Source organism: Nostoc sp. CALU 546, assembly GCF_048836525.1.
The window spans coordinates 1-13256 of record NZ_JAWJTF010000082.1; the positions used below are offsets into that span (position 1 = coordinate 1).

Here is a 13256-nt window from a genome sequence, read left to right on the forward strand (position 1 = left end):
AGAATCCCGACTTCTTTAAAGAAGTCGGGATTCTAAATCTTAGTTTTTAGCTAACTTGTTGTTAGATGTGTAGTAAACCTTACTACCCGTATCAGGTACAAAATGGCATCTGACACATGAATTCCATAATGACTTCCAAATGGGTTCTTCCGATTTGTGGAAATACTCACCCATTACTGGTTTTATTGCCTCAGTTGCCTTCAGCAAATTGTAGTGAGGGATATTAAGGAATATGTGGTGAGCGACATGAGTACCAATATCGTGATGGATATGATTAACCAAACCATAATCACGGTCAATACTAGAAATCGCGCCTTTCAGGAAAGTCCAATCTTCTCCACGATACCAGGGAAGCTCTGGCTCAGTGTGGTGCAAGAATGTCACCAAATCGAGCCAAATTATAAACACAAGGTAGGGTACTGCATAATATTTCAGCAACCACATCCAACCCCATTGGTAGGTGAGGAAACCGAGCAAACCTACCATACCAATCAAAAGTACAGTACTAGTGATGACATCCCATTTTTCCGATGGCTTGAAAAGCGAACTGCCGGGCATAAAGTGGGAGCCTTCCTTGTTAGGAGAACGCTTAAACAAATACACAGGATAAGCCAATAGAAAAACATAATATCTGCCGATCTTTTGGGCTAAAGGCATCTCCTTGTATTGTGATTCGGTCACAGGATACCAGCTTTCATCATTATCGATATTGCCAGTATTTTTGTGATGGGTTCTATGGCTGATCCGCCAACCATGATAAGGAACAAGTATTGGTGTGTGCGAAAGATGTCCAATCAAATCATTGAGCCATTTATGCTTAGAAAAAGATTGGTGTCCGCAGTCATGCCCAACTACAAACAAAGCCCAAAACATCGTTCCTTGCATTAGCCAGAAAATCGGGAAGAAAAGCCAAGAATCCAGGTAAGAAGCAACTGCATAAAGCAGACCAATAATCAGGATGTCACGAAAGAAGTAAAAAAGTGATTTTGTCACATTGGGCTGAAAGCATTCAGCAGGAATTGCAGCTTTTAAATCCCCAAGTGTGAAAGGTAATTTAGTCGTATCCTCAGACGTTTCACCGCCAGGAGGATTATTGAAACTGATGGTATCTAATTGCACTGGATTCTTTTGTTAGATATAAATCGGAACTTGATTTGAGACAAAATAATCTCACCTCTAGGATGCCCACGAAACTAGCGATCGCTAACACAAAAGAGGATAATTTCTGGCAATTTACCTAACAATTTTAGTTATTAAAAAATTGCCAGATTCTATTTAAACACAGCATGATAAACGCTCTCGTTAATTCAAGAGCGTGAGTGTAATCACAGCGCTATTTATTGCTCTGTATAATGCTCGTCAAAAGTCTTATAGCCAACATCAGTTGTGTACAGTTGACACTGGTCTGTAATCTGCTTCATTAAAGGCCAAGAAAACTGACACTCATCATGGAGATAAGGCTGCCAATTCTCTTTGATGCTGCTGTAAGCTAACCGCAAATTATAAGAAGGAATAGCTGTGGAAATATGATGAGGGACATGAACATTGATATCGTGACACAAAACTTCTACCCAACGCGGATAATCGCAATGAATAGTGCCAGATAGTTGTGCTAGAGCTTCGTTCCACTTGTTCGCTGTCGCAAAAGGAACATCTGCGGCAGTATGGTGAACAATGGTAAAAGTACTCATCCAAAAATGGTAAACCATCCAGGGCACTAGCCAAAACTTGACAAATCCCCAGATACCAGTTGTGGCGATAAGAAGCGGAAAAGTGATCGCAGCAAACACAACTACAACAGCCACAGAAAGCTTGATACTCGATTGGTCTTTAGTTTTGAAGTTCCGCCAATCAAAATGCACCACAGCCCAATGTCCAATGGAACCTACCCACCAGAGGCGTTTACGCATGAACAACTTAAAAGCAGACTGCCGGGTTGTATCCCAGTTTTCAAATACTTCTGGTCTGATTGGATGCCAAGCGTTGTCCTCATCCAGCTTGTTGGTATGAGTATGGTGATAATTATGCTTAATGCGCCAACTGTGAAAGGGGTAAATTAACGGCATCATGAAGAAGTGCCCCACCAAATCATTTACCCAACGACGTTTGGCAAAAGACCTGTGACCACAATCATGTCCAATTACAAAAAAGCCTGTTAAAGCAGTGCCCGTAAAAATCCAAGCTAGGGGCAAAAGAAACCAAGGAGTGATAATCAAGCTGTAATAACCCAAGGCAACTGCCAAGACACTGAGCAATGCTTGTGTCCAAGCTTTGCGACGGCTCTGCTGAAAACATTCCCGTGGCAGGGTTTTGACAATATCTTTGAGCCGGAAGTCGGAATTACCAGGCTCGTCACTTAGTTTCTGGCTATTAATTATTGATGTAGTCATGAACACCTGAAAAACAACAAACTCCTACACCAAGTCACTCAAAAAGTGGCTCGCCGCAAAATTTCTTAATATTAGCGCTTCGGATTATAGCAACCTAACCGACACGAGCGCACCCGTAAATAAACTTTTGAAAAGTGAGGAGTTAGGAGTTAGGAGTGATGAGTGAGGAGTGATGAGTTAGGAGTTTAGATTCTTAACTCAAGCCTAATTGTGAATTAGAAACGTCCTTGTTCTCATAAAAATCGACGGTAACATAAACATTTCAACGCCTGATTCACACCCTCACGTAACTCAAAACTCCTAACTCCAAACTCCTAACTAGTTTTTGTTGGGGCCAACTTCACATTAGTAGCTAAACCAACTGCTTGTAGCAATTGAACTGTCATCCAGGTTAAATCGATTTCCCACCATTCCAGCCCATGACGAGCTGAGTATTGAAAAGCATGATGGTTATTATGCCAGCCTTCACCGAAAACTAGTACGGCTACCCACCAGCAATTAGTCGATTTATCACCAGAATCATAGCTCTGATAGCCAAATTTGTGAGTGGCGCTGTTCACCAACCAAGTGCAGTGGTAAACCCAGACAATGCGAACAAAAATGCCCCAAATAACAAACGGCCAGCCACCCAGAAGTAAAAGCAATACTCCCAGAGCAACCTGGATCAAAATGAAATATTTTTCTAAAAACTGATAAACTGGGTCTTCGGCAATGTCTTTGGTGAAACGAGGAACATCAGCGTGAGCGGGACAATAATGAGTCAGCCAACCCATGTGGCTCCACCAGAAGCCTTTATTGGAATCATGGGGATCTGTGTCAGTATCAGAGTTTAAATGATGAATGCGATGTGTCCCTACCCACTCAATTGGGCCTCCTTGACACGAGAGTGTGCCGAAGAAAACCAGGAGATACTCTAGCCACTTGGGAGTTTGAAAACTGCGGTGGGTGACAAGGCGGTGAAATCCTAGAGTAACTCCTAAACCACCCGTTACCCAGTACAGCAATAAACCCACACCAACTGCTGTCCAGCTAAAGTTACCAGGAACAAAGGCAAATAAAGCGCCGATGTGCAGTCCAATGAAAAACAGGGTATTAACCCAGTTAATTTGAGGTTTGGTTGAAGTAGCAATTGTCATGCAGTAACCTGAATTTGAATTTTCCAGCCTAGTATGTGGGATCTTAAAATCCGCATATCTATAATTTAATTTTTTTTGAACGAGGAACTGATGAACAGCTTAGAACAGCTGCGGCAAGCAGAACAGGCACTATTAGAAATTTTTTCTGGAATTGACACTCAGGTCAAGCATAATCTAAAACGAGTGCTGGATGCTTTTCGTAATCACCGTGTAGGCGCACACCACTTTGCTGGTGTAAGTGGCTATGGTCACGATGATTTAGGACGAGAAACTTTAGATAAAGTTTTTGCCGAAGTTATGGGTGCTGAAGCTGCGGCCGTGCGAGTTCAGTTCGTTTCGGGAACTCATGCGATCGCCTGTGCTTTGTTTGGTGTTCTCCGTCCTGGAGATGAAATGTTAGCAGTGGTCGGTTCTCCCTACGATACGCTTGAAGAAGTCATTGGTTTACGGGGTCAAGGTCAAGGCTCACTTATCGAGTTTGGCATAAATTACCGCCAATTGGAGCTAACCTCAGAAGGAACTATAGATTGGCAAGCTTTAAGTACTAGTGTGGCTGAAAACACTCGTTTAGTCTTAATTCAGCGCTCTTGTGGCTATTCTTGGCGTCCTAGTTTATCAATTGCTGATATTGAAAAAATCGTCCATTTGGTAAAGCAGCAAAACCCGAACACCGTTTGCTTTGTGGATAACTGCTACGGTGAATTTATTGAAACAAAGGAACCTACAGACGTAGGTGCTGATTTAATGGCGGGGTCATTGATTAAAAATCCTGGTGGTACTATTGTCAGCGCTGGCGGTTATGTCGCCGGTCGCGCCGACTTAGTAGAAGCATCTGCCTGTCGCCTCACTGCTCCTGGTATCGGGAGTTATGGCGGTGCTACTTTTGACCAAAATCGCCTGTTGTTTCAAGGCTTATTTCTGGCTCCGCAAATGGTGGGAGAGGCGATGAAAGGAACTTATCTGACCGGTTATGTATTTGATAAACTCGGTTATCCAGTAAATCCTGCACCCCTGGCTCCCCGTGGAGATGTAATTCAGGCAATTAAACTTGGTTCTGCCGAAAAGCTAATTGCTTTCTGTAAAGCAATACAACAGCATTCTCCCATCGGTTCTTACTTAGACCCTATTCCAGATGAAATGCCGGGGTATGAGAGCAAGGTAGTCATGGCTGGGGGGACATTTATTGAAGGGAGTACTTTGGAGTTATCAGCCGATGGGCCTTTGCGTGAACCCTATGTGGTTTATTGTCAGGGGGGGACTCATTGGACTCATGTAGCGATCGCACTCGAAGCTGCGATCGATGCAGTTGGCAGTATCGACAAACAGGAGAATCGTAAGGAATGAGCGATCGCTATAATCCTACTACTGCTACACGCCTCAATGTCTACATCCAAGGTCAAGGATTCCCCATTTTGGTCTTACACGGTCATCCTGGTTCTGGTCGTAGTCTTTCTGTCTTTACCAATCATTTATCAAAACGCTACAAAACTTTTGCCCCTGATTTACGTGGATACGGCAAAAGTCGCTACAACGGCAATTTTGAGATGAATGACCATTTGACTGATTTAGAAGCGCTACTAGACCGCTTGGAGATTGAAAAGTGCCTCGTATTGGGATGGTCACTTGGGGGCATTCTCGCAATGGAGTTGGCATTACGTTTACCAGAGCGGATTACCGGGCTGATTTTGGTGGCGACAGCCGCAAAACCCCGTGGTAGTCATCCTCCTATAACTTGGCAGGATAATTTATATACTGGCGTTGCTGCCTTATTGAACTATATAAAACCAAGTTGGCAATGGAATATTGAAACTTTTGGTAAGCGATCGCTTTTTCGCTACCTAATCCAACAACATACATCTACCAGTTACAACTACATTGCTAAGGAAGCAGTACCAGCTTATTTGCAAACCTCTCCTGCTGCTACTCGCGCCCTCTATACTGCAATTCAATCGGGATACAACCGACTTCTAGATTTGCAACAAATTCAATGTCCTAGTTTAGTACTTGCTGGTGAACAAGACCGCCACATCACATCTGATTCCAGCTTACAAACTGCTCAACACCTCCAAAATTCTCAGTGGCAGTGCTATCCCAACACTGCCCATCTTTTCCCGTGGGAAGTTCCCCAACTGATGCTCAGAGACATTGACCATTGGCTGGAAGAACATCCGCAGGTAATTGGTAGTCAATAATAATTACTAATTCGTAATTCCTAATTCGTAATTACGCTCCTACAGACGCTCTTTCCTCGCTACCGCTAACGTAATTAAGTTTACGTAACGGTCATTTAGAAAGATTCACAAAACTTGCCGATGAAGAAGCAGGGGACTTAAACCCCCAGAATTAGTTAAAAATTTTGACTATTGACGAAGAAGAAACGGAGAGAGAAGATGTGGTGACGCGGTGAGTGAAAAAGAAAGACTTGGTAACGCAGTCAAAGAATTATCTGTGTATCCATGTCTTTGCATCTCCACATCCACGCGTCCTATTCATTTTCTGGCCTAAATTAAATCTGACCGCCAAAGGCAGGCTGTACTTTGCGGTCAAATCTTTCCCCCAAGTCTTCAGCGATGGTTAAGGTATTAGGTTTGCAGCGTTTGATATGCACAACAATTCCTTGCGCCCCTTCGATCTCCAAATCTTCTATATATCCAATGCTTGACAATTTGGCATCAGAAGAATTCAGAAATGGCCCGAAGTAGTACGTGCAGCGGGGATTCTGCGTCACAATCTCTACCCACCAAGCCAAGCCGATGTAGTCGAATGTGTTAATCAACACTTCCTTGAGGTTATGCCAAATGGTTTTCATGATTTTCGCCAATTTGTAAACGTGCTACAGGGTGTTAAACGATATGGTGCTTTATTATCTTTTACATTTCTTTATACTCTGTTACCGTTATTTTTTCAAAGAGATTTTTTGTAATCTATCTAAGTGCAGCGTATTTTGCGATCGCTGACGATAAATTTCATAAAGCGCCATACCCGCTGCTACCGAGGCATTGAGGCTAGGAGTCTTACCTTGTAGAGGTATCGATACTAAGAAATCACAAGAACGTTGAGTCAACATACCCAGACCTTCGCCTTCTGAGCCGATTACCAAAACGATTGGGCCAGTAAAATTGACTGTATGCAAGGGTTCGCTCCCACTTGCAGCGGTGCCATAAATCCAAAAGCCAGCTTCTTTTAATTCTTCTAAGGCGCGGCTGAGGTTGACAACTCTAGCTACAGCAAAATTTTCTAAAGCACCTGCTGCCACTTTCATGACAGTGGAAGTGATCCCAGATGCCCTTCTTTGGGGAATCACCAATCCTTGAGCGCCTATTGCTTCGGCGGTACGAATAATTGCTCCCAAGTTGTGGGGATCTGTAATGCCGTCAGCCACGACAATTACGGGATCGGTTACAGATTTGGCTTGTTCCAGTAGATCCGGTAATTCGATGTAGGCGTAGGGAGCAATTTGTGCTGCCACACCTTGGTGATTAGCGCCGTTGGTGAGATGGTCTAAACGCTTGGGTTCAACCTCATCAATCACTGTGCCATTTTCCTTCGCTTGCAAGAGAAAATGGTGAAAGCTGGGATCATAGCGCAAACGGGTAGTAATCCAGAGACGGTTGAGATTGCGCTGATTTTGCAACGCACTCAATACTGGATGACGACCGTAGATTAGATCGCTATCTTCTGTCGATTCTGTAGATACAGACGCTTGGGAGAAGTTGTTATTTCGTTGTCGGGAGTTACCATAACTAGGGTTGCTATCTATTTTCCGAGGATTGCGATTCGGATTAACAACAGAGATGGTGTTGCCATCTACTTTCCTGGGATTATGAGTCGGATTAGCAGCAGAGGTGGGTTTGCTATCTATTTTTCTAGGATTATGAGTCGGATTAGCAACAGAGGTGGGTTTGCTATCTATTTTCCGAGGATTACGAGTCGGATTAGTAACAACACGCTTACCTTTAAGTTTTACGGGTTGTCCACGATTTGGTTCGCTAGAAGTATTAACTTTTCTTGGTTTATTCTGCATTTTAGTTATGGATATAGCGTATGGTTGACAATCTCGATTACCTCAATTTCTTGAACCTAATCTACTGCTGTGGCTACTATGAAATTGAGTTTTCACTCTTTTTCTATATGAAGTATTTGCAACAGTTCGGTTAGACGCTGGTAATCGGTGAGATATAAGTAGCCAACTAAGGTTTCTAAACTAGTTGCCTGTTGATAAATTTCGGGATTAAGTCGCTTAGGGCGTCCTGTAGCGGCGTTTCTACCCCGTCGGACAATTTCTAATTCGGTATCCCTGAGATGAGGAATCAGCGATCGCAAATGTAGCGCTTGTGTTTCCGCTCTTACCTGCTCCACTACCAGACGATGGTAAATTCCTGACCGCTGCAATGGCAGCAGATAGAAGATTCTAACATACAACTCATAAATTGCGTCCCCCAAATATGCTAAAGCACTAGGAGAAATTTGTTGCACTTGTGAGAGGGAAATCTGTTGGAATGGCGCTGTGGTTGCCAAGAGTGCTTGATTCCAAGATAAACTCTGTTTGGGAGTTTTATCTTGTCCATCTAATAGCTCTTCCTCCTGTGACTTCACAAATAAATCATTCCTTCACTGGCTCTATTTGGCAGGCATTCTTCGCAAAGACTGATTTTTCTGAAGTATGCCATGATAGTATACTTAGCATAATCAATACTATCAAAATTACTTCCTAATTTCATCTTTTTGATTGAGAGTTGGCACTTTAAATCACCCTGATGTCAACGCCTATAAACCAAATTTCGCCTACTTCTTGTGGTGTTTGCTTAATATAGGGTAAAATTCTGACATCAAATTCACCCTTCTACTCAATGGCATTGCCATGCTTACTTAGTAAGCGACAATTTTCCACTATACAGTATTAAGTCAAGTCTATCTATAGAAAAATCTGCTGGATTTGTATTTCTTACAGATTTCTCACATTTGATTGCTTATCCAATATTTTAGCCAACGATTACATACCCAATAACCGGGTGTTTATATATTTAGTTATTGCTCAACTTTAAACATAATAGCTCAACTGGCTTTCTCCCTCTCCCACAAGGAGAGAGGTTTTTTGCCAGAAGTTTTAAAAATTAAGCTATCCGATGTTGAATCTAGATAGCTAAATTGAACTCTCAGGTCGAGCAATCAAGACTACTTGACGTTTTCTAGAGCGTCTTCAACTGATTTTTGCAGGGAGAGAAACTTCTCTAGGCGAACAAGCTTGACCGTTTGAGTTACACGGGCATTCGTGACAATTTGCAAAGTGCCATCAGCAGTTTGAGCTTGCTTGGCGAGCTGCACCAAAGCGCCCAAGCCAGAGCTATCAACAAAGTCAATTTGTGAGAGATCCAAAATAATATGCTTAGGGCCCTCGTCAATCTTGCTGCCAAGTGTCTTGCGAAATGTCGGCTCAGAAAAAGCATCTAACAAACCTGTGAGGCGGAATAGCTGACAGTTATCCCGGACTTCGCGAGTGCCTCTCAGGCTAACGGTTAGATTTAGTGGCTCAGCAATAATTCCCTCCTCATGAGTTAAAGTGAACGCTCAAGTATAGATGGTTTTTGAGCAAATTGTCTACAATCTGTTGGAATAGGGGATTGGGGATTGGGGGTTGGGGATTGGGCATTGGGCATTGGGCATTGGGCATTGGGCATTGGAAAACTCTTCCCTATTCCCTATTCCCTATTCCCTATTCCCTATTCCCTATTCCCCATTCCCCATTCCCCATTCCCTATTCCCCATTCCCCATTTTTACCTCACCTCAGCCACAGCTTGACGTGCTGTTCGCATGGATTGGACAAATTGCTCAAATAAGTAATCAGCATCGTGGGGGCCAGGACTGGCTTCTGGGTGATACTGTACGGAGAAAACAGGTAGAGATTTGTGACGTACCCCGGCAATGGTGCGATCGTTTAAGTTCAGGTGGCTGATTTCCACAACTGCCGTAGGTAAAGAATCTGGGTCAATAGCAAAACTATGGTTTTGGCTGGTAATTTCTATCCGTTGTTGTAAACCCGCAGGCTGATTCAAACCACGATGACCAAATTTAAGTTTATAGGTTTCTGCCCCTAGTGCATGACCTAAAATTTGGTGTCCCATACAAATACCAAAGATAGGTTTTTGACTTAACAGAAGTGCTTTGGCAGTTGCAATCCCTTCGGTGACGGCAGCAGGGTCACCAGGGCCATTAGAAAGAAACACACCATCTGGATTGTATTTGAGAATTTCCTCTGGTGGTGTATCAGCAGGTACAACAATCACCCGACAACCATAACTTACTAGGCGACGTAAGATATTACGTTTTATGCCAAAGTCAAGGGCAACAACAGTAAAGGGTTCCCCAAGATTTTCCGCAGCCTCAGAGTTAAATTGCCAAGCTGGAATGGTGGGATCTGACCATTCATAAGCCGTTGGGGTGGTGACTTCACGAACCAGATTTAATCCTGCCATGTTGGGAGCCGCTAGTACCTGCTCTAGCAATTCCGCTTCATCAAGAATAGTCGTAGAAATGCCACCATTCATAGCTCCGAACATCCGAATTTTGCGGGTGAGGGCGCGGGTATCGATGCCGTAGATTCCTGGCACTTGGTTTTGTTTGAGGTAGTCAGGTAAAGATTGTGTCGATCGCCAGTTACTCGGTCGTTGACAAATATTGCGTGCGATCGCACCCCGCACTTGTGGGCCATCTGATTCCTCATCTTCAGGATTGACACCTGTATTGCCTAATTCCGGATAGGTAAAAATGACTATTTGACCGCAGTAACTAGGATCAGTCAGGACTTCTTGATAGCCGGTCATACCAGTGTTGAACACCACTTCTCCGATCGCGGTTCCCGTAGCACCGAAAGACCAACCGCGATAAGTGGTTCCATCAGCCAGGACAAGTAAAGCAGGTATTGCGTCAGACAGGGGCATAGTAAATTGGGGAGTGGGGAGTGGGGAGTGGGGAGTGGGGATTGGGGAGTGGGGATTGGGGATTGGATGGAGAGGTACAGGGCGGGTAAAACTCTACTCCCTTGCTCCCTACTCCTTGCTTCTTCCCCAGTCTCTAATTCCTAGTACCCAATCCCCAGTCACCAGTACCCAATACTGCGATTGCTAATTATCCCATGAGTTGGGCAATTGGGAGTTTTGAAAATGGTTAATTAAAATTAAAAGAGAATTAAAGTAGCGGGAGTGAGTTTGGCAAAGCTTGGACAGGTGAACTACCCCGCCGTCAGACGGACAGGGCTTCCCAATTCATCGGGAACAGCTTCTAGGACTTTGTAGTACTAGAAAGTCTAACATTCCCTCCAAGGGCAGGAGTCCTGGTTCCCAAGACCAAATCTTTCTCTTCTCCCAAGGGGAGACGCCAAGGGCGATGCAACACTTACCTATACAGCTTGGTTTTCGCTTACGGCATTGGTGGTCAAGACCCAGCTATTCTATCAGAGAATTTTGGCGCTTCGTCATGCATAAGCGTATTTTTTTTGCTGATGCAAAAAAAATACGCTTATGCCCTACTCAACCCCCGCTCACAATCCCCACCTTATGAGTACATTGAAGATAGGGACTTCCGCAACCCGTTAAAATTAGTTATGCTTCAGTCCTTTTTATCCCGTGCAACCCTAATTTTTGTATCAAGCGCTCTAGCGGTTTTGTGTGTTGCCTGTAGTCAAGACAAACGGAACACCGCAACTGGTGGCAATGAGCAACCCACGCCAATTGGGGATCTGGCATCAGTACAGCCTGCCGTCGAACCAGCAACACCAGCAGCCACCCCAGCACAGCCACTAGAGACTTCTGAAAGTGAACCCAGTGTTTTTGAGATGGGGCTAGATAAAGCCGTTGGCGCTTGGAGTATCAGCCAATCGGCTCAATCTCCAGATGATTGGAAATTGGTGGCGAGTCAATACCAGGATGCGATCGCGCTGATGCAAAAAGTCCAGCGACAAACCCCAGAATTTGCCTTTGCTCAATCCAAAATCACAGAATATCAGCGCCAAATCAAATATGCCAAACAGAAAGCTACTCCTCGCCCTGTAGCGTCGCCAATTGCGGAACCTCAGAAGAGAATAATTGTTACTGTTCCCCAGATAGCAACCGCACCAAAGTTTACCTCACCTCCTGTAGCCACAAAACCTTTACCACCAGAGTCAGGTTTGCCTTCATCAGTAATGCTGATTCCAGATCAGGCAGTATTTACAGCCCCAATTAAAAGGCGGGCTGGTGGGACGCCAATTGTGGAAGTTACTTTCAATGGCCAGGAGAAATTTGAGATGATTGTGGATACGGGAGCCAGTGGCACTGTAATCACCCAGGAGATGGCAAATACCTTGAGAATAGTGGCAGTAGGGAAAGCGAAGGCAAATACCGCTAGTGCTAGGGCTGTAGAATTTCCCGTGGGTTATGTTAATTCGATGGCAGTTGGCGGGGTAATAGTGAATAAAGTACCAGTAGCGATCGCAGGTGCGGAACTAGAAATTGGACTTCTAGGACATGACTTTTTTGGCAATTACGATGTCACCATCAAACGTAATATCGTAGAATTTCGTCCGCAATTGCGATCGCAAATTAATTCCCCAGAAACTCAACTAACTGCTCCAACTTCGTCCAAGCAGCCCCACTTTGTAGAATATCCTTAGCGATTTTAATCCCCTCGGCGTGATCTAGGAGTGCGATCGTACCCGCTACTTGCAGCGCTAATGAAGCATTCAAAGCTACTGCGTCCTGTTGCGCCTGAGTTCCCTTACCTTGGAGTACCGCCTTGAGAATCACCGCATTCTCTTGGACATCGCCACCCCGAAGCATACCGATGGGAGCAGGGGTTAAATCCAAATTTAGGGGATTAATGGTAGTTAACTGCACTTCTCCATCTGATAACACCGCCAAGTCAGTTTCATCTCCTAACCCAGCCTCATCGAGTTTTTCTCGCCCGTGCAACACAATCGCCTTTTCCTTGCCCAAATTCTGTAAAGCTTGGGCAACAGTTGCCAAAAGTTTGGGAGTAAATAACCCCACCACCTGCCCAGTTGGACGCAAAGGATTTACTAACGGCCCAAGCAAATTAAACACCGTTCGTACCCTGAGAGTTCTCCGTAATGACGCAACCGCCTTGAGGGCTGGATGCCAACCAGGGGCAAACAAGAAAGTGATCCCGACTTCTTGTAGTGCTGCTTGTACTTTTTCACTAGAAGCACTCAAATTTACACCCAAGGCTTCCAATACATCTGCACTTCCCGTGAGACTTGAGGCTGAACGATTGCCGTGTTTGGCCACAAGTACACCAGATGCAGCGGCGACAAAAGCAACGGCTGTAGAAATATTAAAGGTTGAAGAACCATCTCCACCAGTACCACAGGTATCTATTAGAGGAATTGGTGATTGGGGATTAGGGATTGGGGATTGGGTAGATTCTTGCCCAGTCCCCAGTCCCCAGTCCCCAGTTCCTAGTTTTGATTGAGATTGTAATACTTCAGCCATGCCGGTTAACTCGTCGGCAGAAACGCCTTTAAAGTTCAGCGCTGTTAAAATAGCCCCTGATAACTCTGGGGGAACCGCTTCACTGAGCCACCCTTGCATCAATTCAGCAGCTTGACTACGGGATAAAGATTGGCCATCTATTAACTGTTGCAGCAGGATATACCAGCTAGCAGAGGATTCTTGAGCAGGGATTGGAGAAGTTGTCATAGCTAAGGTTTGTATGTTGTAGCTATATTGAGAGCTA

The 13256-nt window shown here is 44.4% G+C and carries 12 protein-coding genes; 3 read left to right on the forward strand and 9 right to left on the reverse strand.

Annotated features, from left to right (window positions below; genetic code table 11):
• Positions 1-39 precede the first annotated feature (39 nt).
• From RRG12_RS30230 to RRG12_RS30240, 3 genes are all read right to left on the reverse strand, one after another.
• Complete coding sequence (locus RRG12_RS30230) at positions 40-1119, reverse strand: fatty acid desaturase (RefSeq protein WP_420761751.1); 1080 nt, start codon at positions 1117-1119, stop codon at positions 40-42.
• 218 nt (positions 1120-1337) lie between these two features.
• Positions 1338-2390: a fatty acid desaturase gene (locus tag RRG12_RS30235; protein ID WP_420761752.1), complete on the reverse strand. Its 1053-nt coding sequence runs from the start codon at positions 2388-2390 to the stop codon at positions 1338-1340.
• A gap of 314 nt (positions 2391-2704) precedes the next feature.
• Positions 2705-3526, reverse strand: coding sequence for an acyl-CoA desaturase (locus tag RRG12_RS30240; RefSeq protein WP_069071250.1), 822 nt, complete (start codon positions 3524-3526; stop codon positions 2705-2707).
• 90 nt (positions 3527-3616) lie between these two features.
• Here RRG12_RS30240 and RRG12_RS30245 point away from each other — a divergent pair, with 90 nt between their 5' ends.
• On the forward strand, positions 3617-4870 hold the full coding sequence (locus tag RRG12_RS30245) for an aminotransferase class I/II-fold pyridoxal phosphate-dependent enzyme (protein WP_420761753.1): 1254 nt from the start codon (positions 3617-3619) through the stop codon (positions 4868-4870).
• Positions 4867-5718: an alpha/beta fold hydrolase gene (locus RRG12_RS30250; protein ID WP_420761754.1), complete on the forward strand. Its 852-nt coding sequence runs from the start codon at positions 4867-4869 to the stop codon at positions 5716-5718. The genes RRG12_RS30245 and RRG12_RS30250 overlap by 4 nt, the downstream gene beginning before the upstream one ends.
• A 314-nt stretch (positions 5719-6032) precedes the next feature.
• Here RRG12_RS30250 and RRG12_RS30255 read toward each other — a convergent pair whose 3' ends face one another.
• From RRG12_RS30255 to carA, 5 genes are all read right to left on the reverse strand, one after another.
• Positions 6033-6335 (reverse strand): DUF1816 domain-containing protein, encoded by a 303-nt coding sequence (locus RRG12_RS30255; protein WP_069071247.1) that lies wholly within the window; start codon positions 6333-6335, stop codon positions 6033-6035.
• A gap of 87 nt (positions 6336-6422) precedes the next feature.
• Positions 6423-7550 carry a 23S rRNA (guanosine(2251)-2'-O)-methyltransferase RlmB gene (rlmB, locus tag RRG12_RS30260; RefSeq protein WP_420761755.1) on the reverse strand — a complete coding sequence of 376 codons (1128 nt, stop codon included), beginning with the start codon at positions 7548-7550 and terminating at the stop codon, positions 6423-6425.
• Between the two features lie 92 nt (positions 7551-7642).
• Positions 7643-8122, reverse strand: coding sequence for a Mini-ribonuclease 3 (locus tag RRG12_RS30265; RefSeq protein ID WP_069071246.1), 480 nt, complete (start codon positions 8120-8122; stop codon positions 7643-7645).
• A gap of 579 nt (positions 8123-8701) precedes the next feature.
• Positions 8702-9067, reverse strand: a complete 366-nt coding sequence (locus RRG12_RS30270) for an STAS domain-containing protein (protein WP_084227153.1) — start codon at positions 9065-9067, stop codon at positions 8702-8704.
• Between the two features lie 234 nt (positions 9068-9301).
• On the reverse strand, positions 9302-10465 hold the full coding sequence (gene carA / locus RRG12_RS30275; RefSeq protein ID WP_420761756.1) for a glutamine-hydrolyzing carbamoyl-phosphate synthase small subunit: 1164 nt from the start codon (positions 10463-10465) through the stop codon (positions 9302-9304).
• Positions 10466-11127: 662 nt separating this feature from the next.
• Here carA and RRG12_RS30280 point away from each other — a divergent pair.
• Positions 11128-12174: a retropepsin-like aspartic protease family protein gene (locus RRG12_RS30280; protein ID WP_420761775.1), complete on the forward strand. Its 1047-nt coding sequence runs from the start codon at positions 11128-11130 to the stop codon at positions 12172-12174.
• Here the strand turns inward: RRG12_RS30280 and trpD are convergent.
• Entirely contained in the window at positions 12104-13219 is a 1116-nt protein-coding gene (gene trpD / locus RRG12_RS30285) for an anthranilate phosphoribosyltransferase (protein WP_420761757.1), read from the reverse strand. The two genes, RRG12_RS30280 and trpD, sit on opposite strands and share 71 nt — an antisense overlap.
• Positions 13220-13256: the final 37 nt, after the last annotated feature.

Coding starts and splice junctions, on each gene's coding strand:
- RRG12_RS30235 (WP_420761752.1), bottom strand. CDS start 2,390: ATGACTACATCAATAATTAATAGCCAGAAACTAAGTGACGAGCCTGGT.
- RRG12_RS30240 (WP_069071250.1), bottom strand. CDS start 3,526: ATGACAATTGCTACTTCAACCAAACCTCAAATTAACTGGGTTAATACC.
- RRG12_RS30245 (WP_420761753.1), top strand. CDS start 3,617: ATGAACAGCTTAGAACAGCTGCGGCAAGCAGAACAGGCACTATTAGAA.
- RRG12_RS30250 (WP_420761754.1), top strand. CDS start 4,867: ATGAGCGATCGCTATAATCCTACTACTGCTACACGCCTCAATGTCTAC.
- RRG12_RS30255 (WP_069071247.1), bottom strand. CDS start 6,335: ATGAAAACCATTTGGCATAACCTCAAGGAAGTGTTGATTAACACATTC.
- rlmB (WP_420761755.1), bottom strand. CDS start 7,550: ATGCAGAATAAACCAAGAAAAGTTAATACTTCTAGCGAACCAAATCGT.
- carA (WP_420761756.1), bottom strand. CDS start 10,465: ATGCCCCTGTCTGACGCAATACCTGCTTTACTTGTCCTGGCTGATGGA.
- RRG12_RS30280 (WP_420761775.1), top strand. CDS start 11,128: ATGCTTCAGTCCTTTTTATCCCGTGCAACCCTAATTTTTGTATCAAGC.
- trpD (WP_420761757.1), bottom strand. CDS start 13,219: ATGACAACTTCTCCAATCCCTGCTCAAGAATCCTCTGCTAGCTGGTAT.